The 21,089-nt window shown below is 40.7% G+C and carries 22 protein-coding genes; 9 read left to right on the forward strand and 13 right to left on the reverse strand.

Annotation, left to right across the window (positions count from 1 at the left end):
- Positions 1 to 102 precede the first annotated feature (102 nt).
- The 6 genes from IEW05_RS10040 to IEW05_RS10065 form a co-directional block, all read right to left on the reverse strand.
- The gene (locus tag IEW05_RS10040; protein ID WP_188538257.1) at positions 103 to 1,938 is read right to left on the reverse strand and encodes a type 2 periplasmic-binding domain-containing protein; all 1,836 of its coding nucleotides are present in this window, start codon (positions 1,936 to 1,938) and stop codon (positions 103 to 105) included.
- 100 nt (positions 1,939 to 2,038) lie between these two features.
- On the reverse strand, positions 2,039 to 2,935 hold the full coding sequence (locus IEW05_RS10045; RefSeq protein ID WP_188538260.1) for a carbohydrate ABC transporter permease: 897 nt from the start codon (positions 2,933 to 2,935) through the stop codon (positions 2,039 to 2,041).
- Between the two features lie 14 nt (positions 2,936 to 2,949).
- Positions 2,950 to 3,909, reverse strand: a complete 960-nt coding sequence (locus IEW05_RS10050) for an ABC transporter permease (protein ID WP_188538262.1) — start codon at positions 3,907 to 3,909, stop codon at positions 2,950 to 2,952.
- 240 nt (positions 3,910 to 4,149) lie between these two features.
- Positions 4,150 to 4,788, reverse strand: coding sequence for an NAD(P)-dependent oxidoreductase (locus IEW05_RS10055; protein WP_188538263.1), 639 nt, complete (start codon positions 4,786 to 4,788; stop codon positions 4,150 to 4,152).
- A 19-nt stretch (positions 4,789 to 4,807) separates the two neighbouring features.
- Positions 4,808 to 5,680, reverse strand: a complete 873-nt coding sequence (locus IEW05_RS10060) for a VOC family protein (RefSeq protein ID WP_188538264.1) — start codon at positions 5,678 to 5,680, stop codon at positions 4,808 to 4,810.
- Positions 5,681 to 5,866: 186 nt separating this feature from the next.
- Entirely contained in the window at positions 5,867 to 6,295 is a 429-nt protein-coding gene (locus IEW05_RS10065; RefSeq protein WP_188538265.1) for an Rrf2 family transcriptional regulator, read from the reverse strand.
- A gap of 170 nt (positions 6,296 to 6,465) precedes the next feature.
- Here IEW05_RS10065 and IEW05_RS10070 point away from each other — a divergent pair, with 170 nt between their 5' ends.
- Positions 6,466 to 6,873, forward strand: a complete 408-nt coding sequence (locus tag IEW05_RS10070) for a MerR family transcriptional regulator (protein WP_188538266.1) — start codon at positions 6,466 to 6,468, stop codon at positions 6,871 to 6,873.
- Positions 6,839 to 7,168, forward strand: coding sequence for a thioredoxin (gene trxA / locus IEW05_RS10075; RefSeq protein WP_188538267.1), 330 nt, complete (start codon positions 6,839 to 6,841; stop codon positions 7,166 to 7,168). Before IEW05_RS10070 ends, trxA begins: the two co-directional genes overlap by 35 nt.
- Positions 7,169 to 7,260: 92 nt before the next feature.
- Here the strand turns inward: trxA and IEW05_RS10080 are convergent, their stop codons facing one another.
- The 3 genes from IEW05_RS10080 to IEW05_RS10090 all read right to left on the reverse strand — a co-directional run bounded on the left by IEW05_RS10080 (position 7,261) and on the right by IEW05_RS10090 (position 9,270).
- Positions 7,261 to 7,728 (reverse strand): hypothetical protein, encoded by a 468-nt coding sequence (locus IEW05_RS10080; protein ID WP_188538268.1) that lies wholly within the window; start codon positions 7,726 to 7,728, stop codon positions 7,261 to 7,263.
- 118 nt (positions 7,729 to 7,846) lie between these two features.
- Positions 7,847 to 8,941, reverse strand: a complete 1,095-nt coding sequence (locus IEW05_RS10085) for an AI-2E family transporter (RefSeq protein ID WP_188538269.1) — start codon at positions 8,939 to 8,941, stop codon at positions 7,847 to 7,849.
- 59 nt (positions 8,942 to 9,000) lie between these two features.
- Positions 9,001 to 9,270, reverse strand: a complete 270-nt coding sequence (locus IEW05_RS10090; RefSeq protein ID WP_188538271.1) for a hypothetical protein — start codon at positions 9,268 to 9,270, stop codon at positions 9,001 to 9,003.
- Between the two features lie 184 nt (positions 9,271 to 9,454).
- Between IEW05_RS10090 and IEW05_RS10095 the strand changes: the two genes are divergently transcribed.
- Complete coding sequence (locus tag IEW05_RS10095) at positions 9,455 to 10,798, forward strand: TrkH family potassium uptake protein (RefSeq protein WP_188540808.1); 1,344 nt, start codon at positions 9,455 to 9,457, stop codon at positions 10,796 to 10,798.
- An 84-nt stretch (positions 10,799 to 10,882) separates the two neighbouring features.
- Complete coding sequence (locus tag IEW05_RS10100) at positions 10,883 to 12,115, forward strand: aminopeptidase (protein ID WP_188538273.1); 1,233 nt, start codon at positions 10,883 to 10,885, stop codon at positions 12,113 to 12,115.
- Positions 12,116 to 12,254: 139 nt separating this feature from the next.
- On the opposite strand, the gene IEW05_RS10105 is transcribed toward IEW05_RS10100, so the two are convergent.
- The 3 genes from IEW05_RS10105 to IEW05_RS10115 all read right to left on the reverse strand — a co-directional run bounded on the left by IEW05_RS10105 (position 12,255) and on the right by IEW05_RS10115 (position 15,872).
- Positions 12,255 to 13,880, reverse strand: coding sequence for an MDR family MFS transporter (locus tag IEW05_RS10105; protein WP_188538275.1), 1,626 nt, complete (start codon positions 13,878 to 13,880; stop codon positions 12,255 to 12,257).
- Between the two features lie 22 nt (positions 13,881 to 13,902).
- A complete protein-coding gene (locus tag IEW05_RS10110) occupies positions 13,903 to 14,337 on the reverse strand; it encodes a MarR family winged helix-turn-helix transcriptional regulator (RefSeq protein ID WP_188538277.1) in 435 nt (144 codons plus the stop codon).
- 275 nt (positions 14,338 to 14,612) lie between these two features.
- Positions 14,613 to 15,872 carry an MFS transporter gene (locus IEW05_RS10115; protein WP_308420397.1) on the reverse strand — a complete coding sequence of 420 codons (1,260 nt, stop codon included), beginning with the start codon at positions 15,870 to 15,872 and terminating at the stop codon, positions 14,613 to 14,615.
- A gap of 176 nt (positions 15,873 to 16,048) precedes the next feature.
- On the opposite strand from IEW05_RS10115, the gene IEW05_RS10120 reads away from it, so the two are divergent.
- The gene (locus IEW05_RS10120) at positions 16,049 to 16,645 is read left to right on the forward strand and encodes an RNA polymerase sigma factor (protein WP_188538281.1); all 597 of its coding nucleotides are present in this window, start codon (positions 16,049 to 16,051) and stop codon (positions 16,643 to 16,645) included.
- On the forward strand, positions 16,617 to 17,447 hold the full coding sequence (locus IEW05_RS10125) for a hypothetical protein (protein WP_188538283.1): 831 nt from the start codon (positions 16,617 to 16,619) through the stop codon (positions 17,445 to 17,447). Before IEW05_RS10120 ends, IEW05_RS10125 begins: the two co-directional genes overlap by 29 nt.
- Before the next feature lie 63 nt (positions 17,448 to 17,510).
- Here IEW05_RS10125 and IEW05_RS10130 read toward each other — a convergent pair whose 3' ends face one another.
- The gene (locus tag IEW05_RS10130; protein WP_229753325.1) at positions 17,511 to 18,851 is read right to left on the reverse strand and encodes a hemolysin family protein; all 1,341 of its coding nucleotides are present in this window, start codon (positions 18,849 to 18,851) and stop codon (positions 17,511 to 17,513) included.
- Between the two features lie 316 nt (positions 18,852 to 19,167).
- On the opposite strand from IEW05_RS10130, the gene IEW05_RS10135 reads away from it, so the two are divergent.
- The 3 genes from IEW05_RS10135 to IEW05_RS10145 are packed head-to-tail and all read left to right on the forward strand — an operon-like array spanning position 19,168 to position 21,051.
- Positions 19,168 to 19,548, forward strand: coding sequence for a GntR family transcriptional regulator (locus IEW05_RS10135; protein WP_188538285.1), 381 nt, complete (start codon positions 19,168 to 19,170; stop codon positions 19,546 to 19,548).
- Positions 19,548 to 20,414: an ABC transporter ATP-binding protein gene (locus tag IEW05_RS10140; protein WP_188540810.1), complete on the forward strand. Its 867-nt coding sequence runs from the start codon at positions 19,548 to 19,550 to the stop codon at positions 20,412 to 20,414. The genes IEW05_RS10135 and IEW05_RS10140 overlap by 1 nt, the downstream gene beginning before the upstream one ends.
- Complete coding sequence (locus IEW05_RS10145; protein ID WP_188538287.1) at positions 20,404 to 21,051, forward strand: ABC-2 transporter permease; 648 nt, start codon at positions 20,404 to 20,406, stop codon at positions 21,049 to 21,051. Before IEW05_RS10140 ends, IEW05_RS10145 begins: the two co-directional genes overlap by 11 nt.
- The last annotated feature ends 38 nt before the right edge of the window (positions 21,052 to 21,089 follow it).

The raw sequence follows: 21,089 nt of genomic DNA on the forward strand, positions 1-21,089 counted from the left end.
ATTGTCATCTATCAATACAATAACAGAATATATTAAATATGAGAACGCTCAGGCAGATCAGCGTGAATGCCAATCTACCTGAGGTTCGGGGGAAATTATATTTTATTGAACACTTTTGCGAGCTTCGAATAATTCTTCAGCTTTTTTAATCGAGAACTCCATGACGTCGGTATAGCCGAGACCATTAACTTTGTCATGCATTTCTTTATTCAACTTATCAAACTCCGCTTGATCCTTAGCGAATACCATCTTCCACGAATACTGCTGGATAACAGTACCGATTTGTTTGTTCTTCTGCTCTAACGATTTGTCCATAAGTAGTGGTTCTTTACCTGTAAAGCCTTGCGGTGCAATTGCAATCAGATTATTCTTAACAAAATATTCTTTAGGTGTAAGCACGCCCATCTTGTCTCTCCAATCGCTGTCGAGCTTGCTTGGGTTGCGTTCAAGCGTCGTCGTCCACAAATTGTGGTCGTATGGTTCATTCGTTTCCGGATTCGTCATCGCAGGAACTACAAAAGAGAAGTTCATTTGGTTTTGACCATAATAGTAATCGCCACTACCAAATTCTTCAGGAATTTGCGTGTTTTGTTGGTCTGCATAAGCATTCCAACCGAAATCAGTAACAAATGGCTTACCGTCAGCATTAATGTCCCAAGTCAATCCTTTTGGACCATTTGGAACAGCTGTACCACTACCAGCGGAGATCATAGCACCTTCAGGTGTATACATCCAGTTGATGAATTCCATAATCCGCTCTGGATCTTGCGCTTTGGCACCGATTGAAATAACGCCGTTACTTCCGTATACGTTAAAGCCTGTAGAATACATTAATTCACCTTTGAATGGAACAAGTGCAAAACCTTTTCCTGCAGCTTGATTCTCTTCGGTATTGTAGTTAGCTGCACCAAGCCATGGGAACCAAGAGAATAATAAACGTCCATCTTTATACTTAGCAACTACATCATCAAATTTTTGTGTTAAGGAATCTGGATCCACCAGTCCCATTTGATTGGCATCAAAGTAAAGTTGAAGTGACTTCATATACCAGCTTTCTGGAGATAGGAAATCGTAATACTTCTCTTCGTCTGCCTTCACATACACGGCCGTATCAGGAATTTCATCGTAACCCAACATGTTTGCGAACTGTTTGGCAAGCGTCAGCTTGTAGTTACCATCCCAATCAGACCAAAGTGAGAATGCGTATGTCTTTTTACCTTTTGAGTTCTTGGGTTCAAGCTCTTGCATTTTTTTCAATACAGGAAGGTAGTCTTCGATTGAATTGATTTCCGGCGCACCTACTTGTTGGTACAAATCCCAGCGCAAATCTGGGCCCCATGTCATGTCTTTCCCTTCGGAAGCACCTTTTGGATTGGAGGCTACATTGTTTCCTATTCCGTATATAGCAGTACCTCCACCAAAGGATATTTTTGCTTTTTCAGTAGCTTTGGGGAATGAAGCTGCGATGTCTTTGCCGTATTTGTTCAATAGATCGTCTTTGTTCCAATCGAGTAGCAAATTACCTTTGATGGCATTTGGATAATGGGTCTTGTCATCACCGAAAATGATGATATCTCCCAGATTCCCTGAAGCCATCATCGCTGCGATTTTCGTATCTCCACCTGTTAGATTGGAGGCAACAATATCAAGCTCAATGTTGAATTTATCCTTGATGATCTTGGCGAACCATCCAGTTTGTACTCCGCCATAGTTAGCGGTTGTTGAGAATACGGTTAGTTTGAGCGGTTTCGAATGGTCGAGTCCTGTCTCCTCAGGTGTTGTTGAATTAGCTGGATCGTTTTCTTTTTGAACGGTTGTACCTGAGTTACCTGTGTTGGCAGGTGCAGATTGTTTCGTATTATTTCCCCCGCCACAACCAGCCATGACGACAACCAGCAAAACTGTCATCATAATCAATAATGATTTCTTGAATCTCATAGGTCTGTAGAGCCTCCCCTTCTTACTGTTTATTAGCTCAACTTCGCTTAAGCGAAGATAAACCCAATCTCATTTTTTAGTGACTGTTATTGCCATCTTCTTATCCCTTAACTGCTCCGATCATAATTCCCTTTACAAAGAACCGTTGGAAGAAAGGATAGACAATCAGAATTGGCAACACCACGATCATCGTAACTGTCATTCTGACCGAGGTAGGTGTCTGCATGTTGGCTACACTTGCCGCCATATCCGTTGAATTACGAATTAAGGCAGCCAAGGAGCTTGATTCATTCAAATACCGCCATAACAAGAATTGCAGCGTGAAGTACTTCGTTTCTGTCATCAAGAAGGCAGTATCTATGAAGGAATTCCACTGATTTACCGCCGAGAAAATCGTAATAGTTGCTAGTATTGGCGTCGTCAAAGGAATGATGATGCTCCAGAATACTCGGAAATATCCAGCACCATCTAGCTGTGCCGATTCTTCTAAAGAAGCCGGGATGGCTTCAACAAACGTTTTGATCAGAATAATGTTAAATGGCGTAATAATGGTGGGCAGAATATATGCCAGGTAGTTATTGGTCAGGTGCAGGTTGTTCATCGTGATATACCAAGGAATAAGTCCTGCGCTGAAATACATCGTGACGACAATACTGCGATACCATACTTGCCGTCCCCACATTTCCTTCTTCGTAAACAGATATCCCAAGAAAGACGATGCTCCAACGGTTAAAAGAGTACCCACAACTGTCCGGTAAAGCGAGACAAGTGCCGCATGACTCAAACCACTGATATTTAGCACCTTCATGTAATTATCAAAATGAATTTCTCTTGGGTAGAAAGTGATGTACCCAGCTGAACTTAGATCATTGGAGCTAATCGTATTTATGAATAAATAGTAGAACGGATAAATACATGTCAGTGTAAACAGACCAAAGAGTGCGTACAGGATGATTTGAAAGAACACTTCTCCTGGCCCCATTTTTTTTCTCTTCATATCGATCCCCCTCGCTAGATGATGGATTCTCCACGAACCACCTTAGATAATTTGTTAGCCCCGAACAGCAAGATGACGCTGACAACCGACTTGAGCATGCTGACTGCGGTAGCAAATGGGAAATTGTTCGCAAAGGCAATGTTATACACATACAAATCTAGTACTTCGATGGAGTCCTTGTTCATCGCGTTCTGAAAAGCGAAATACTGCTCCATTCCGTTATTGACAAAGTTACCAATCGAGAGCAATAACAGAACGAAGAAGGTCGGAATGAGTCCTGGCACGGTAATATGCCATATTTTCCGAAAACGATTGGCCCCGTCTACTTCAGCAGCCTCGTACAATTCCTGATCTATTCCGGCAATCGCTGCTAGATAGAGAATGGCTCCCCAACCCAGGGATTTCCACCAATACCAGAGAATCATCGTAATCCAGACATTAGAACTGGAAGCCAGAAAGTTAACTCCTTCATCAATAAATCCTAATTTAATCAGTATGGTATTGACGACCCCGTTATCTACAGAGAACAAGGAGAACGCCAGCGCATAGACCAGAATCCAGCTAATAAAGTTCGGAATCGTAGTTAGCGTCTGAACAAACTTGCGGTACCATCCCGTCTTAATCTCAGATAATAGAATCGCAAAAACGACCGGGAATACTGAAGTAATAAGTCCTAGAGAGCTCATCGCTAGCGTATTCTTAAGGACACGTAGCACTTCACCTGTTTGCGTTGGATTGGAAACGATGGATTGGAACCATTTAAATCCTACATAAGGGGTGTCCTTCAAAGGAATGCCGGGAATGAAGTCATAGAACGCGTAAATCCACCCACTAATCGGCAAGTAATAGAAAATAAAGGTGATCACAAGAAACGGTAGCGCCATAAAGAACAATTTGTATTTGTTTGCTATTTTCCCACCGGACTTTTGGCTTAACAATGTGCCCCGGTCAAGTTCACCTGACGGTATCGCCATAAGCTGATATCTCCTATCCCAGAGAATTTTGTTTACGCTTTCATGATAGCAAGTTCACCTAGGCAATCGTGAGGGACAATAGATCTTCCTCAGGAGATAAACGTACGGGATCAGTGAACAGAATTCTCAGGATATCGAACCATTTTCGCAGGACAAAAAAATCCCCTTCAATCTCTTGGGGGCCAAGAAATCAAAGGGGAAACAAAAGCTAATTGATGTAACCTATTCAAATATTGCTAATTAGGATTCAGAAACCACCGTAAACCGTTCGTTCACGTGCTGTGGATTCTCGATTTCATCTACAACAGCTATAGCATAGTCTTCATAACTTACATAGCTTTCGCCTTTCGAATTAACTAATAGGTTATCTTTACCTGTTTGATAATTGCCTGTACGAGCACCAAGTGCGAAAAGTGCAGAAGGGCTGATAAACGTCCATTTGATATCCGTTGTTCCTTGAAGAATTTCTAAGTTTTTGCCCTGGTTGGATGCAGTCGGAAGGAACATCTCTGGGAAATCAGGAGTATCTAATACTCGGATTGTTTTTGCTTCATCAACATACAGGCTACCAGCTCCTCCAACCACAATCAATCTTGTGTTCGTAGCACCCTTTAACGCTTCAATTAGCACATTCCCTGCATCGACATGTAGATGTTCTTGCCCAAATGGTGCGCCATAAGCATTCACGACCACATCGAATTTCGTAAGATCCTCTGTTGTTAGAGCAAATATGTCCTTTTCTAGAAAAGGTACTTGCTTATCTTCCAGTTTGGAAGCATCACGAACGATAGCCGTCACCTCATGTCCCCGATCTACTGCTTCCTTAAGAATATTTCTTCCCGCTTTACCTGTTGCTCCAATAACTGCAATCTTTGCCATGATCATTTCCTCCTAATTATTAATTAATGTCATTAACTACTAGCTTAATGCCAATTCCAAAAGGATCTTCGAAACTTACCATATGATTTTGACGTTCAAATGGAATGCCTGCTTCAGAAATTCGGCTAACTACGTCATCAAGCTCATTCGTATTCGGAAGCGTAATTGTAAAATACCGTAGCCCAACCGCATTTTTCGGTGCTGCCGGCGCGCCTTTTCCTGCCCAAGTGTTCAATCCAATATGATGATGATATCCACCAGCTGAGATGAATAAAGCCTCTCCGCCATAATGCGCTACCACATCGAAACCAAGCGTATCCGTGTAAAATTGTTTCGCAATGCGCAAGTCTCCTACGTGAAAATGAACGTGTCCGATTACCGTAGCTGGGGGCAGACCCTGCCAATGTGCATCTGCTGATACAGTTAATAGACCATCAATGTCGACCGGATCTGTTGTCATGATGTACTCGCCTTGTTCATCCCGCTGCCATGTTTCTCGGGGACGATCGGCATAAATCTCAATACCATTACCATCGGGATCACTTAGATACAGTGCTTCGCTGACCAGATGATCACCTTGACCAATCGGTATATTATGTTTAGCTAAATTGCGTAATGATAACCCAAGGGATTTCCGATCAGGTACAAGAATAGCAAAATGATATAGCCCAGATACGTTGCGACTCATAAGTGAGTGAAACTGTTCGCTCTCCTCAAGAATGAGTAATACGTGAGTTCCATCCGTAGTAAGTTCTGCAATAGCTCCTTCATGTCTTAACACTTGAAAACCAATCACTTCGGTATAAAATGAAAGCGACGTTTGTAGGGATTTAACTTTCAAATGTACAGTCCCAATTGCAGCGCTGGGATGAAGCTGGTGTGATAGTCCCATAGGTCTCTTCGCTCCTTTATAATGTAGTATTTATTTAAGCTGTAATCGTTGTAGTTACACTACCTGTAATCAGTATAGTTACATCTATTGTTTATGTCAACACCTGAACAAAAAAAGGTTACCCGGTACATACCGAATAACCTGATTAGTCCTATTCATATTCAAAGCTAAATAGTATATTGAATATCAAAGATCCTTTGATGATATGTCATTAACTACATCTTGAAGCGTGACTGCTTGAAGGGTTTGTTCCATCGCTTTCTGCGCTGAGGAGAAGATCGGTTCAATCGTATCTTGTATGTTGCGTCCGACGGGACATTGAGGATTTGACTTCTCATGTATCGCAAATAAGGAATCCTCTTCCACAACATGAACTGCGCGATATATATCGAGTAACGTGATCTCAGACAGTTCACGCGATAGTTTGGTCCCAGCAACCCCTGGACGAACCTCAACAAATCCAGCTTTATTTAGCATACCCATAATTCTGCGAATGACTACTGGATTCGTATTTACACTGCCGGAGAGATACTCCGATGTATTGATGCCTTCTTTATTAAATTCAAGCAACGTCAGTATATGAATGGCAACGGCAAATCTTGAGCTGATCGTCATGCGTATCATCCCCCTTTCTATTCCGCCCGCTAATGTAACAATCTTAGTTACAAATCGGTTGGTTTGTCAATAGACCTAATATGAAAATTACTATTGACCCTCACATTAATGTGAGGGTTTATAATCAAGTTAACCCTACATCACTCGAAACGAAAGGTGACGCGATCCTAATGAAAATTGGTGAATTATCAAAGACAGCCGGCGTTAGTGTCCGCTCCCTACGCTACTATGAAGAGCAGGGTTTGATTACTTCAACTCGTTTGGAGAACGGCTATCGGGATTACAACAGCTTAATGGTTGAACAAGTGCAGACGATTCAATTCTATCTTAGTCTTGGCCTCACAACGAAACAAATAGGTGGATTTTTACATTGTGTGATGGCAAGTGAAGAAGCATTCTGCAAGGAGATCATGCCAGTGTATCGTGACAAACATAAGGAACTAAGCGATCAAATCTCCCTGCTATCTTCTATCAAGTCGAACCTTGAGGAAAGAATGGCTTACATTCTACAGCAAAACCCTACTATGAAGGAGGAAGCAAATAATGACGATCCAAAGAGTAACAGAACAGGAGTTTGATAGTAATTTATCTAAGCAGGGACTTACATTAGTTGATTTTGACGCCCCTTGGTGCCCACCATGCAAGGTGTTATCTCCTATACTTGAACAACTCCATTTTGAGCAGGATGGAAAGATTAACGTATTAAAAGTAAATTGCGATGATTCCCCGGCTTTAGCTTCAAAATATAGTGTGATGTCGATGCCTACAGTGATCTTATTTCAAGACGGGGTGCCGGTAGAGAAATTAGTTGGTTTGCGGCCAAAAGAAGTTTATTCGCATATGATTGCCAAATATGAAAAGGAGAATTCTTAAATTTCAAAAGGTAGGCCGTTTCCGCTCTATAAAAAAAAGGACACCCGGTTCGCATTCACATGCGAACCGATGTCCTTTTTGCTGCTTCAATCTCATTCATAAACCAGAATGCCTCGTAATTGCTTTGCTTGCTCAATGTAAGGGCCTTCAGATAAATTGTTAAAAGCGAGATGTGTAGCCCTTAGACAAAGTAGCCTATTCCCCACTTCCACACCAAATTGGTTCCACGTATGAAATGGGAGTGTAATATAACGATCTTTGTTCAGGTAAGTCCAGCAAAATATACGTTCGCGGAAAGTAATGGTTTGTCCTTCTGGGATCTCAAAATTCTGAACCTCAGGTACATTTGCGAATATAGAAGCCAGCGGTGAATTAGCTATTAAATCCTTACACACAACGCTAAACCCTTTGTTTGTATTACGGCCCGTCATAAGAATGACTTTGGAATCAGGTTTAATATTATATTCCTGCAGGGCTTGTTCCGGCAAGCAAAAAGATCCATCAGGAAGTATCTTGCTCCAAGCGTAAAAGTACTTTCCGCCTTTGGCGACTACTGCCATGCTCATCATCCCCCGAGATTTAATGATTAACTCTATGTTAAGTTAATCATCTACCATTCAAAGGGGCAGTAGATATGATTTTGATCACGATTCCAAAACAAATGGAATTAAATTGGAATTATTCTGTCAATTCCTCTGTCAGTTCCTCTATTTTATCACTCATAAATAACTCATATACTCGCACGACAATGATTTTGATCATCATATAGACGGGAATTGCTAGAATCATTCCGAGGATTCCACCGAAATCGCCTGCTACGAGGAGTAGAACAATCGTCGTTAACGGATGGATACTAATCGTTTTGCCATAGATATAGGGAGAGATCAAGTTCCCTTCAATCTGCTGCGCCACAACAACGATAATGATGACCCATAAAACCATCGATGGAGACACTGTAAATGCAACTATCACGCAAGGGATTGCTCCAAGAAGTGAACCAAAATAGGGAATAAAATTAAACAATGCCCCTACAACCGCTAATAGCAATGAATAAGGTAAACCGATCAACCAAAATCCGATAAAAGTCATGACGGCTAGTAAAAGTGCAGTGATCATTCTTCCGGCAATAAAACCTTTGAGCGCATGGTTGATTTCATGAATAACTTGCTCCGCATCGCCCCGATATTTCTTCGGTGTCATTTTTGACAGTGTTGGCGTTATCTTGTCGTCTTCCTTCAGCATGTAATACAACATGATAGGAACCGTACCAACTACAATGAAGAAATCGTTCAAGAACGAGAATACACGGGACATATACCCTGAGACAAATTCGAACCCTGAATTGATATATTCAGTGATTTTACTAGTTAGCTGTGTATCTTTGTTGTCAAACATGGAGAAGAACTTACTTCTCTGGATATCATTCATCTGGAGTTGTAATTCCTTAATCAATTTCGGAACATTATTTACAAACTCCGTTACTTGAAGCTGTAAAGGCGGCCAAATAACAAGAACGAAGATCGTTACTACGCCTGCTAGCAGTAAATAAATTAATAGAATAGAGAGCATGCGATTCAATTTCTTCTCTTCCAAAAAGTTCACGATTGGACGAAGCAAATAATAGAGAAAACCTGAAACAGTCAACGGTACAATCAAAATGCTAAACATCGTAACCAATGGGTTAAAGATAAAAGTGACCTTTGATAATAAAAATATGATCGTTAGGACCATGATGATCCCTAAACTGATCCGAAAAAAGGGTTTTTGCAGCAAAAGTAATTCCCCTCCTTATAACGTACTCCCCCTCTTATAGTAAGAGGGGGAACCGTCCATTATTCTTCTTCCATCGAGTTCCAGGCTGCATCTAGCAGATCGTCAAATCCTTCATCATCCTGTTCAATGTGAGCGTCAACTAACAACAGTTGATCCTCATCACCGGGTTCTCCAGCAAAATGCAAGCTATAATCCCAGTCACTCCCCTTCTTACTGTAGAAGGTTACTTCATAATTAGCCTTATGCGAATCAACTTGAAACACGGTTTTTCCTATGTAGGATCCATCCTCCTGTTTGTTCATCTCCGCATTAATAATATTTAATTTCATATCACTCTGGCTCTCCTTTTTTCGCTACTATTTCCCACAAATGTTACAATCTCCAGCTTATTTAGGCTATAATCGGAATATTCGGGATGTTTAGATATGTCCTTTATTGCTTACAATATCGTATCATGTTTTTGACTAATATCAAGTTAACTCTACATGAGGTGAAGTTGTAGTGCCCAAGAATATGAGGTCAAAAAAATACCTAACTCCAGCTAAAACCCTAACCTACGGATTCGCTATGATTATTACGATTGGGACCTTTCTTTTAACTCTTGGTCCTTCATCCGCAGATGGACAAAAACTCAACCTGATCGATGCTCTTTTTACCGCCACTTCGGCCACCTGCGTTACGGGTTTGGTGGTCGTCGACACAGGTTCGCAGTTCTCATTATTCGGGCAAATTATCCTCATGACCTTAACCCAAATCGGTGGACTAGGATTTATGACAATGGGAACACTGATCGCATTGGCCTTCAACCGCCGGATTTCTTTTCGAGACCGTCTCGTACTGCAGGAAGCCATGAATCACAATTCTATGGAGGGAATACTTTCGCTGATCCGCCGTGTCATGATATATTCACTTGTTATTGAATCAATTGGCGCTCTTATATTGGCAGCAAGATGGTCGTTTGAAATGCCCTTCTCACAAGCGCTTTACTTTGGAGTGTTTCACAGTATCTCTTTTTTCAATAACGGTGGGTTTGATTTATTTGGAACAATCCACGGACCATTCGGTAGTCTGACTAGATACACTGCAGATCCCATAGTTAATATGGTGGTCATGGTTATGGTATTCCTTGGAGGCATCGGATTCATTGTTATTTCTGACCTGGTAAACTATCGTAGCACCCGAAGATTATCTCTTCATTCTAAAGTGGTATTATCTATGTCTACTTTTCTTGTTGTATTTGGAGCTATTGTGATATTTGCCATGGAGGCTACAAATCCGGCTACCTTGAAATCGATGTCTGTTGGTGAGGGAATATTCGCCTCCTTCTTTCATTCCATTAATTCACGTTCAGGGGGATTAAGTACTTTAAGTGTGGCACAAATGAAAACCTCTACTCAGTTTCTAATTATCATCTTGATGTTTATCGGTGCTGCTCCAGGGTCGACCGGAGGTGGAATTAAAGTTACAGTATTCGCCGTCTTGGTCGGTACCATGTATGCGATGGTTCGAGGAAAAGAGGATATTGTCTTTTTCCGTAAACGTCTGGCTAAGGAATCTGTTTTTAAGGCGATCACACAGACTTGGCTAGCGCTATTCCTTGTTATTTTCGTGGCGATGATTTTATCCGTGTTTGAAGATCGGGATTTTCTTGTACTCCTATTTGAGACCACATCGGCTTTCGGCACCGTGGGTTTGAGCCTTGATCTCACTCCCACATTGAAGGAAATTAGTAAAGTTATTCTGAGTATCCTAATGTTCCTCGGCCGCCTTGGTCCGTTGACATTGGCCTATGCATTAACTTCAAGAGCAGCCAAGGATCCTTTTCGCTATCCAGAAGGAAAAATAACCATTGGTTAAATATCTTAAGGAAACTAATGGATTGGTAATTGCATTAGTAGTAAGATAGTAGTTGACCTATATTGAACAATTGGAGGAATAAACATGTCTCAATTTCAAGAAAAACTACAAAAATACGCAGAATTAGCCGTAAAAGTAGGTGTTAATGTTCAGAAGGGTCAGACACTAGTCGTCAACGCGACAATTGACTCTGCTGAGTTGGTACGCCTTATTGTAAAACAAGCTTATGAAGCAGGTGCAAGATTCGTTAAAGTGAACTGGAGCGACGACACAGTAACACGTCTACGTTACGACATGGCAGCGGAAGAGTCATTCAAAGACGAACCGAAATGGTATGCAGGTGAGATGACTGAGCTCGTTGAGAACGGCGCTGCCGTGCTCCATGTTATCTCTTCAGATCCCGATCTACTTAGCGGTGTATCCTCTGAGCGGTTAACGAATCATCAAATTTCTTACGGTAAGGCTATGAGCAAATATCGCGAATATCAAATGTCCGATAAATTCAGTTGGTCGATCGTTGCTGTTCCTTCAAAAGCATGGGCGGCTAAAGTATTCCCTAACCTTCCAGAAGATCAACAAATCGATGCACTATGGGAAGCTATCTTCCGTACTGTACGTATAGATCAAGAAGATACACTTGGCGCTTGGGAAGAGCATATCGCGAATTTGAATGCGAAGGCCGTATACTTGAACCAGAAGAAATTCCACAAGCTTCATTATGTAGCTAATGGAACGGATCTAACGATTGAATTGCCTAAGGGTCATCTATGGGTAGCCGCTGACAGCATTAATGAACAAGGAAATACTTTTGTAGCGAACCTACCAACAGAAGAAGTATTTACAGCTCCACAACGGAACGGTGTTAACGGTACTGTTGCAAGCACCAAACCTCTGAGCTACAACGGAAATATCATCGACAACTTCTCGATTACATTTGAGAATGGTCGCATTGTAAGCTTTAAGGCTGAAGTTGGCGAAGCTACATTGAAACAATTGATTGATCTGGATGAAGGTTCACATTATTTAGGAGAAGTGGCACTTGTTCCTCACGGCTCCCCGATCTCGCAATCAGGAATTTTGTTCTACAACACCCTGTTTGATGAGAATGCTTCTAATCACTTGGCTATCGGCAACGCCTACGCCTTTACACTTGAAGGCGGTAAATCAATGACGAAGGAAGAACAAGAGCAACATGGATTAAATTCAAGTTTGAATCATGTTGACTTTATGGTTGGCGCGGCTGATATGAACATTTTTGGTATTACTGAAGATGGCCAAGAAGAGCAAATCTTTGCTAACGGAAACTGGGCTATTTAATTCATAACATGAAAAAGACCTAGTCAGTGGAATCCACTTCCACTGACTAGGTCTTTTTTTTGATTCCATGACGTATAAAAGAAGCTGGATTTCCTTAACCTACAGGAAACCCAGCTTCTTATTCATTCCGAGATATTACTTATGCATTTTCTGTAGCCAACGCTGAATTAGCTTCTCCAGCCGGTTGAGGTGCAGTATCACTTACTTTGTTTGAAGTCCGTAGTGGAAGCTCCTTAAGGAAGAACACCAACACGAAGGCTACGACCAATATGAGCGTCCCTGTCAAGAATACTGTAGACAGTGTATCTCCAAGCGCACCGCGAATGTTATCAATAAATTGAGTGAACAATGGCTGTACATCTGTAGGTAGAGCTGCCTGAGTTTGTTCGATAACTGGCTTGTTCATAATCATACGTGGGTCCGCAAAGGACACTAGCTGCTGAGCAATCTGCGGATCCAGTGAACTTAAATCCGGTGCTTGTGGTGATTGCAAAGCACTCGTTAGATTTTTTGTAAGATTGTTAGACATAACTGTTCCCATCACTGCGATACCTATTGTACCACCCAGGTTACGGAACAACTGAGATGATGCTGTAGCGACACCCAAATCCTTATGAGACGCTGCGTTTTGGGTAGCTAACGAGAATACAGGCATGCCTAGACCAAGACCCATACCAAACACGATCATACTGAGTATAGCCATCCACACACTGTTCATGACGACCATGATCCCCATACCTGCGATCATAATCGGCATCCCTAGCATAGCATACCGTTTATACTTGCCACTCTTAGCAATCAATTGGCCAGTTATTGCGCTTGTTATAACCATAACAATGGACATCGGCATGGTCACATAGCCAGCGTAAGTAGCAGAAATACCTAATACACCTTGTACGAAGAATGAGATATAAATCATAGCTCCCATTAATCCGAAGTTCATAATAAACCCGATAATGTTAGAAACGGTAATGACACTATTCTTGAACAGATGCAACGGTAGTGCCGGGTTCTTCGCTCTTGATTCAACAAAGACAAAGAGAATTGCCGAAACAACTGTAGCCCCTAGCAGCCCAAGAATTTGTGCTGAACCCCAGTCGTATTCCGTACCAGCCCATGTGAATGCAAGCAACAGCGGAACAATTGACGTCGTCAGCAATAGAGAACCAAGGTAATCGATACTTACCTTAGGCTTACGTTCCACTTTCGGAAATAACATCAAGATCATGATGAATGCTACAATACCAAGTGGAAGGAAGATCCAGAACAACCAGTGCCAATCCACATGGTCAATCAAATAACCGCCGAGTGTTGGCCCAATTACACTGGAGAATCCAAAGACAGCCGTCATTAATCCCATCCATTTACCACGTTCGCGTGGTGCGAACAAATCGCCTACAGCTGTGAATGCTGTTGATTGAATAATCCCGGCACCAAGTCCTTGAATACCGCGATAGAAAATAAATTGAAAAACGTTATCAGAAGTACCTGTTAAGAAAGCACCAACCATAAACAATAATATCCCGATTAATATAAAGGGTTTGCGTCCGAACATGTCGGATAGCTTTCCGACGAGAATCGCCGCAATGGTTGATGTTAGTAAGTAAATGTTGATTGTCCAAGTGTAGTAGTCCATGCCATCGAGAATTGCGATAATCCGCGGCATCGCGGTACTCGTAATCGTCTGATTGATTGCGGCAAAGAACATCGCTGCCATGATGGCAATCATAATAGACAATTTACGTTTTTTAGATAAATGTTCCATATAACTTCCTCTCCATATCTCTTTAGTCTAGATGATCTATAGTTGAAAGAATCTTGTTGAAAATTCTTCTCAAATGTTCTATGTCCTCTTCGGGTAACACATCGAAGAAATGATGAATCGCTTCCTTCTGACTCTCGGTTACCTTCTGAATAATTTCCTCTCCTTTCTCTGTAATGGTGATATACACAATTCGCCGATCATCATGGGCACGTTCCCTCTTCACATAACCTTCTGCAAGTAATCTGTCGGTAACACCTGTAGCTGCTGCAGGTGTAATACTGAGTGATTCTGCCAATTGGGATACCTTCTGTGACCCATGCTGATTCAGCTTGTATAACGCTTTGAATTGAGCAAAGCTTAAACTAAACTCTCCTCTTTTGTTCCATTCCTTTGAGATGCCCTTAACAATTGCTCGGAAATTTGAGGAAACTTCGAACAATACTTCATTCTTGTTCAACCCTTATTCCTCCTCAAGTTTTGTGCTTCATTTGGAAGATTTGCTCGATATTATTTAATTACTATATTAATTAACTAGTTAACTAATTAGAAATTAATTATTAAAGCATCTAAAAATATATCTCTATTTTTACGACTAGTCAAGAAAAAAATGAATGAAACAAGCTGAAAAGTTTTAATTAGTATTGTCTTATTTACAGAAAAAGCACGTCAGGACTGTATTTCTACAGTTCCAACGTGCTTCTTAATCCTGCTTTGAATGAATCTCGACTGAGCTTAAGATTTATTAGGAATAGCTTTGACATGGAAGCGTTGAATGATCATAGCAACGATCCCAAGTAGTGTCAATACAGCAATGAAACCGGCAAGCATCCAAGCGGAGAAATCTGCACCGCCAATATCCATGCTTTTTCCCATAAGTAATGGAAGTACTGCACCACCCACACCACCTGAAGCGATCAGCATACTTGGTGTAGACTCTTCTGAACCAGGCAATAGCTTGTTAGCAAACACAAGTGCAATTGAGAACAAACCAGATAGAAATAAACCTATTAATAAGATGAGCACCGTCATCATCGTGATCCCCTTCGCGAAAGCGAATAAAGAGATCAAAGCAAAACTAATGACACAACTCCAAACAACATAACGACTATAAGTGATTTTCTCGGCAATGAAACCGGCAAAGAATCGTCCAATCGTCATCGCAATCCAGAACAAAGTAACACTAAAGGCAGCTGTAGACTTATCGGTTCCTAGCTTCTCAATGAGTAACGATGGAAGAAAATTAACAAAACTCATTTCCATACCAACATATAGGAAGAAAAACACAATGAACACGATCAATAATAGTCCCCGAACTCCTTGATATTGAGAAAGAAGACGTTTCTTCTCTTGTTTAACTTCTTCCTTGGAGTCTAGCAATTGATTGAGGTCACCAAAATTTCGCTTCAACCAGAAAATAAACATGATAAAAGCCATCGCACAGACAATCAGGAACGAGTATCTCCATATATCAGATTGAATGAGCCAACCTGCCAACAGTGGCATAACAAGTGCTCCAATGCCGAAGAAAACTTCTAATCGACTCATAGCAATCGCCGTACCTTCTTTAATTGCCACAATGATTAAGGTTCCTATCACGGCTTCGATCATGCCAAAGCCAAATCCTGCAACCGAACCCACAAGATACATCCATTCCCATGGAGGAAGCATAGTATAGCACAACTCGGCCAAGCATAAGAGGCCAATTGCAATGAGTAATCCCGTCCGTTTACCGAACTTTGATATTAGTAGTGGTGAGACGAGAACACCCACAAGAAAACCAGCAAATTGTGCGAAGATCAGACTGCCGCCAGCACTATAATCCTTCCCATAATGTAGAAGCAAGTCTGGCATGATCGAACCAACTACTACGTGAGCAAGGCCAATTAGTAAATAAGACCAGCAGCCCATCCAAATTAAAGTCTTCATTACTACTCCTTCCATGATGCATTTGGTCGTTGCTGTTACCTGGAGCACCATTATGTATATGTTCATATGCAACTTCTTCATTGTAGATGAAAGTTGGTATTACGTCACCCATCCCTACCATTTAGATGGTTATTTACCTTTAGTTCTGGAAAATCATACCTTTGATACTGATTATAAGGTAAAATAATGTAGGGAGAGTAAGAACACTGTCGTATGTTGCAATAGAGAGAGAGGAGACTATCATGCCGGAAAGGTTAAAATGGCTTCTTGTTGCAAATTTTCATGACCTGACCGATCATGTTCAGGAAGAAGTCTATTATGGATATTATGATTTTGTATACGGTTCCATTTATTATATTGTTAAAGACCATCAGATAAGTGAAGATATCATTCAGGAATCTTTTCTCAAGATGATCCATAAGATGCCTTTATTTGATAAAGAAAATGTAATGAAAGCCTGGATTAAAGTAGTGTCCCGTAATACAACCATTAATTATTTGCGAAAAAGTAAAAAATTCCGTAACCATAGTGACTATGACAGTGTCTATATGGATGTAGACCCATTTGACGCAAACGAACCTTCTGTGGAGAAGACAATTGAAATAAAAATGATGGAAGAATCCATTCAGAGTTATTTGCGTAAGCTAAAACCCGAGTATCAGTTGCTTATGGAGTACCGCTGGAAACAAGGAATGAGTTATAGGGAAATTGCTGAGCGACTGAACATTTGTGAAGATGTAGTCAAGCAGCGGCTCTATCGAACTCGTGAAGGGATCAAAAAGATGCTATTCAGAGAGTGGGGTTGTGATCATGAAACAATTCGATCCATACGATCCTGATTATCCACAAGAATATGATGAACTCTTTGAGAATGCTTTTGAGAAAGCGACTGATGCATTACCTTTACGCACAAATGAAGACAAACGTAATTCATGGTTAAAAATTCAGGCACGAATTCAGCATGATAAGAACCGTCGTAATCGTCACCGCAAATATCGATTAGTATTACTAGCTACTGCCTCCATGTTCATTGGAGGGATCCTGTTCAGTCAGCCGCTTTTAACCCAAGCCGTCTCTCCTATTTATCAAAAGATGACTCATTGGGGAAGCGACATGAATATTATGGTTTTCGGGAGTTATCATCAGGGTGATGATGATAAGGCAAAGACACCACCTCCACCCGATATCACGGAAGAATTAATTCAGGAGGTTGTGCCCCCCCCAACACTTGTTGCGTCTGGTAATGATATTCCAGTTGCTGTAAGTCTCAAAGAAGCTAGCAACAGACTGCCATTTCAACTTCCAGAGATAACCTATGTACCGGAACGGTTTTCTTTGGATACCGTTGAATTAATGGTACCTTCAATTCCCACACTAACAACTGAGAGTGTTAACTTGAGCTATTACAATCGTGATGGGGAGCAACTCAGAATGATCTTTCAACTTATTCACGAGAATGAAACCATCTCGATGATTACGGATGATCAGACCATTGAGCTCAAATTACATAACGACAGGATCGCATACTATTCACCTGGTGAGTTTTCTTCATTGACCTTTACTTTCGACAATGTGCTTGCCAAAGTCTTTGGTAATACGAATGAAGAAGAACTGCTCCAAATCGCAAATGGTTTTAAATAACAAAAGACGTAAGTCCCTGCTTGCTATCTGGGACTTACGTCTTTTGTATGTTAAGCGCTACAGTTACGCACCTGTAGCTTCTTCTAAAGGTATATATTGCTGTCTAAGCAATTTGACCCGAGAAATTCTTTTGTTATCCGTCTCCTCGACCATGTACAGATCACCCTCATATTGAAAGGATGCCCCAACCTGTGGTGGAAGAATTTCAATTCGAGCGTAAAGCCATCCACCAATCGTATCATAATCTTCAGAGTCAAGAGACAATCCAAAGCGGTCATTAATTGATTCAATCAGCATAAGGCCATCAATAGAATAAGAATCTTCACCATGTTGCTCGATCGCTGGACGTTCTTCATCAAATTCATCCTGAATCTCCCCAACAATCTCTTCCACAATGTCCTCCAATGTAACCATACCGGAAGTTCCACCATATTCATCAATTAAGATCGCGATTTGGGTTCTCCCCCGTTGCATCCGCTTCATCAGATCACTGATATGGATAGATTCGGGGACAGCCATGATGGGGCGAATCAAATTCAAATAATCTGGACTATTGGAACGAATTAAATCTTTAATATGAACAAAACCAATAATATGATCTTTATCATGATTGCACACTGGATAACGCGTTCGTGTCCCATCTAGAGCAATTTCTAAGTTTTCCTCTATTGAATGCCGGGTGTATAAACAAATCATCTCCGTCCGGGGAATCATAATTTCCCGAGCGGTTGTGTCACCGAATTCAAATATGTTGTCGACTAGTGACATCTCTGCACTGTCAATCAGCCCGCTCTCACTACTCTCTTTCATCATGATTCGAATTTCTTCTTCCGTATGCAATGAATCGAGACCAGAATCCCGAGAGAATCCGAAAAGCTTAAGCAAAGCTGTGGATAGAACATTAAGTACCCAAATGAACGGATACATCAGTAGATAGAACAGCTTCATCGGTCTAGCCAATAAGAGTGTAATCGTCTCAGCCTTTCGAACAGCAATCGTCTTAGGAGCTAATTCTCCAAGCACAATATGCAGCATTGCAATCAGCAGAAAAGAAATGGTGAGAGAAACAAAATGTAATGGCTTATCGCTTAAACCCAACTGTTCAAAGAGCGGATAGAGCATTGTCGCAACTATGGGCTCCCCAAGCCAACCAAGTCCTAACGAACAGAGCGTAATACCTACTTGGCAAGCTGATAAATAACCGTCCAAATGATTCAGTAAACTTTGTGCGATGATAGCACTCTTGCGTCCTTCTTCAGCCAGATTATCGATTCGCCCAGCCCTTATTTTGACAATTGCAAACTCGGCTGATACGAATAATCCGTTAAGTACAACCAATAGTACCATCAATCCCAATTGAAATAGACTCGGTAAAGGGTCACTCAATACATTTCCTATTCTCATTCATACCGCAGAGAATAGGTGCACCTCCTTCGTGGTTTGAAATGATAATGATGTTTGTTATTTTCATATATCGTCAATTTCCCAACGGATTCATCTCCTCGTTACTTTTTATTATATTATACACTACACAGTCAAACGCATCAGTATGACAGAAGTACGGGCGTGACAGCCTTTTTTAATTTGCAGAGCTTGGTATTCAACTGTCTGAATTCTTGTCCTTGAAATAATAGGGATTATGTCTTATAGTGAATGGTGTGTACTGTGTGTATGTTGATGATACACAGTTGGTTAAAATTATTGAGGAAGGAGGCTTTTAATGAAGATAATTATAAAAAATACTTCAGATCAACCTTTATATCAACAAATTAAAGATCAAATGAAGGATGCCATTCTAAGTAATGAATTAAAAGAGGATGAACTACTCCCTTCTATTCGTTCGTTAGCTACTGATTTACATGTGAGCGTGCTAACGACAAAAAGAGTATATGCAGAACTAGAAGCCGAAGGATTCATCATAACCAAAGTTGGTAAAGGTTCTTATGTTGCCTCAGAGAACTTGGAGCTGTTATCCGAATCCAAACGTCTGATGGTGGAATCCAAACTCACGGAAGCATGGAACATGGCCCGCACATTAGGGATTAATAAAGAGGAACTTTATTCTATGATGGACTTACTTTTTACAGAGGAGAATGAATGATGGATACCATTTTAGAGGTGAGTAACCTCAATAAGAAATTTACTGGTTTTAGTCTGAATAATGTTAGTTTCTCACTTAGAGAAGGCTGTATAACAGGGTTTATTGGTATTAATGGTTCTGGAAAGACGACAACGATCAAATCCATTCTCGGACTCATTCTTAAAGACGCGGGAAGCATTAAATTTCTTGGAGAAGAGATAACTGATCATGAACGAGAACTAAAAAACCGTATTGGTGTGGTCTTAGATGAAGGTTATTTCTATGAAGAGATGACACTGAAAGAAATGAAAAATGTTATTGCCCCTGCATATACAAATTGGGACGAGCCCGTATTTTTGAGCTATATGAAACGATTTAATTTAAAACTAAATCAAAAGATCTCTACCTTATCCAAAGGGATGCGGATGAAATATGCAATTGCCCTTGCGATATCCCATCATGCAGATTTATTAATTATGGATGAGCCTACAAGTGGTCTTGATCCATTAGTTCGAAGTGAATTGATGAGCATACTCTTAGAGTTCATGAAAGAAGATGGCAAAAGTGTATTTTTCTCAACACATATTACTTCTGACTTAGACAAAATAGCAGATATGCTTATTCTAATTGATAATGGAAACATTTTATTTAACGAAGAAAAAGATCAGCTACTAGAGTCGCATGCCATAGTTAAAGGTGATCATAAGTTATTGAATGAACAGACCCGGCAATTGTTCTTAACATTACATGAAACAACATACGGATTTGAAGGTATTACCCAAGATCTCCAGCAAGTACGCCAACAACTAAAGGATATTGTAATAGAAAGACCATCGATTGAGGATATTATGTTGGCTCATATAGGAGGTCCTACTCATGTTATTTAATCTTGTGAGAAAAGATTTTATCATAGCTAAAAAGTACTTATTGATCATGCTGGCTTTCGCAGTAATCGGTCCTATTTTTATCTCTTCTAAATTAGAAGTTCTTAATGGAAGCTTTATTAGTTTCCTGATCACTGTTATGTACATGGAATATATTTTGTTCAACACTGTGTCGATGGCAGAAGATAAATTCAAAGGTTCCTCTTTACTGAGTGCTACTCCTTATACGCGCACAACATTAGTCAAAGCCAAATATCTATTTGTCCTTGTTATTTTTATTATCAGCCTCATGATTTACACAATTACATCTCAGATAGCACCGCTAGGCTTAGAAAAATTGAATGTGACGAATGTTGGAGTATCTCTTCTGACTGTCTCCCTATTCTTAGGAATTTTAATCCCCGTCCAATTTAAGTTTGGATACGAGAAGACAAAGTTTATTTTCTTTATGGTTGTATTTCTAACACCGTTTCTAGTCCCGCTGATTATGCAGTGGCTACAATCTCATAATATGAGTATGAATATTACTGTAACTTTTCCTAATTTCATCTTGGAGATGCTCCCTAGCTTGATCGCACTTGTGATTGGCGTCATATCTATGAGGGTTTCAATCCAAATTTATGCCAAAAAGAATCTATAACGAACATCAAAGAGGGACCCCTGAAATCCAGGGGTCCC

Origin of the sequence: Paenibacillus segetis (genome assembly GCF_014639155.1) — a bacterium.
GTDB classification, from domain to species: Bacteria; Bacillota; Bacilli; order Paenibacillales; family Paenibacillaceae; genus Fontibacillus; species Fontibacillus segetis.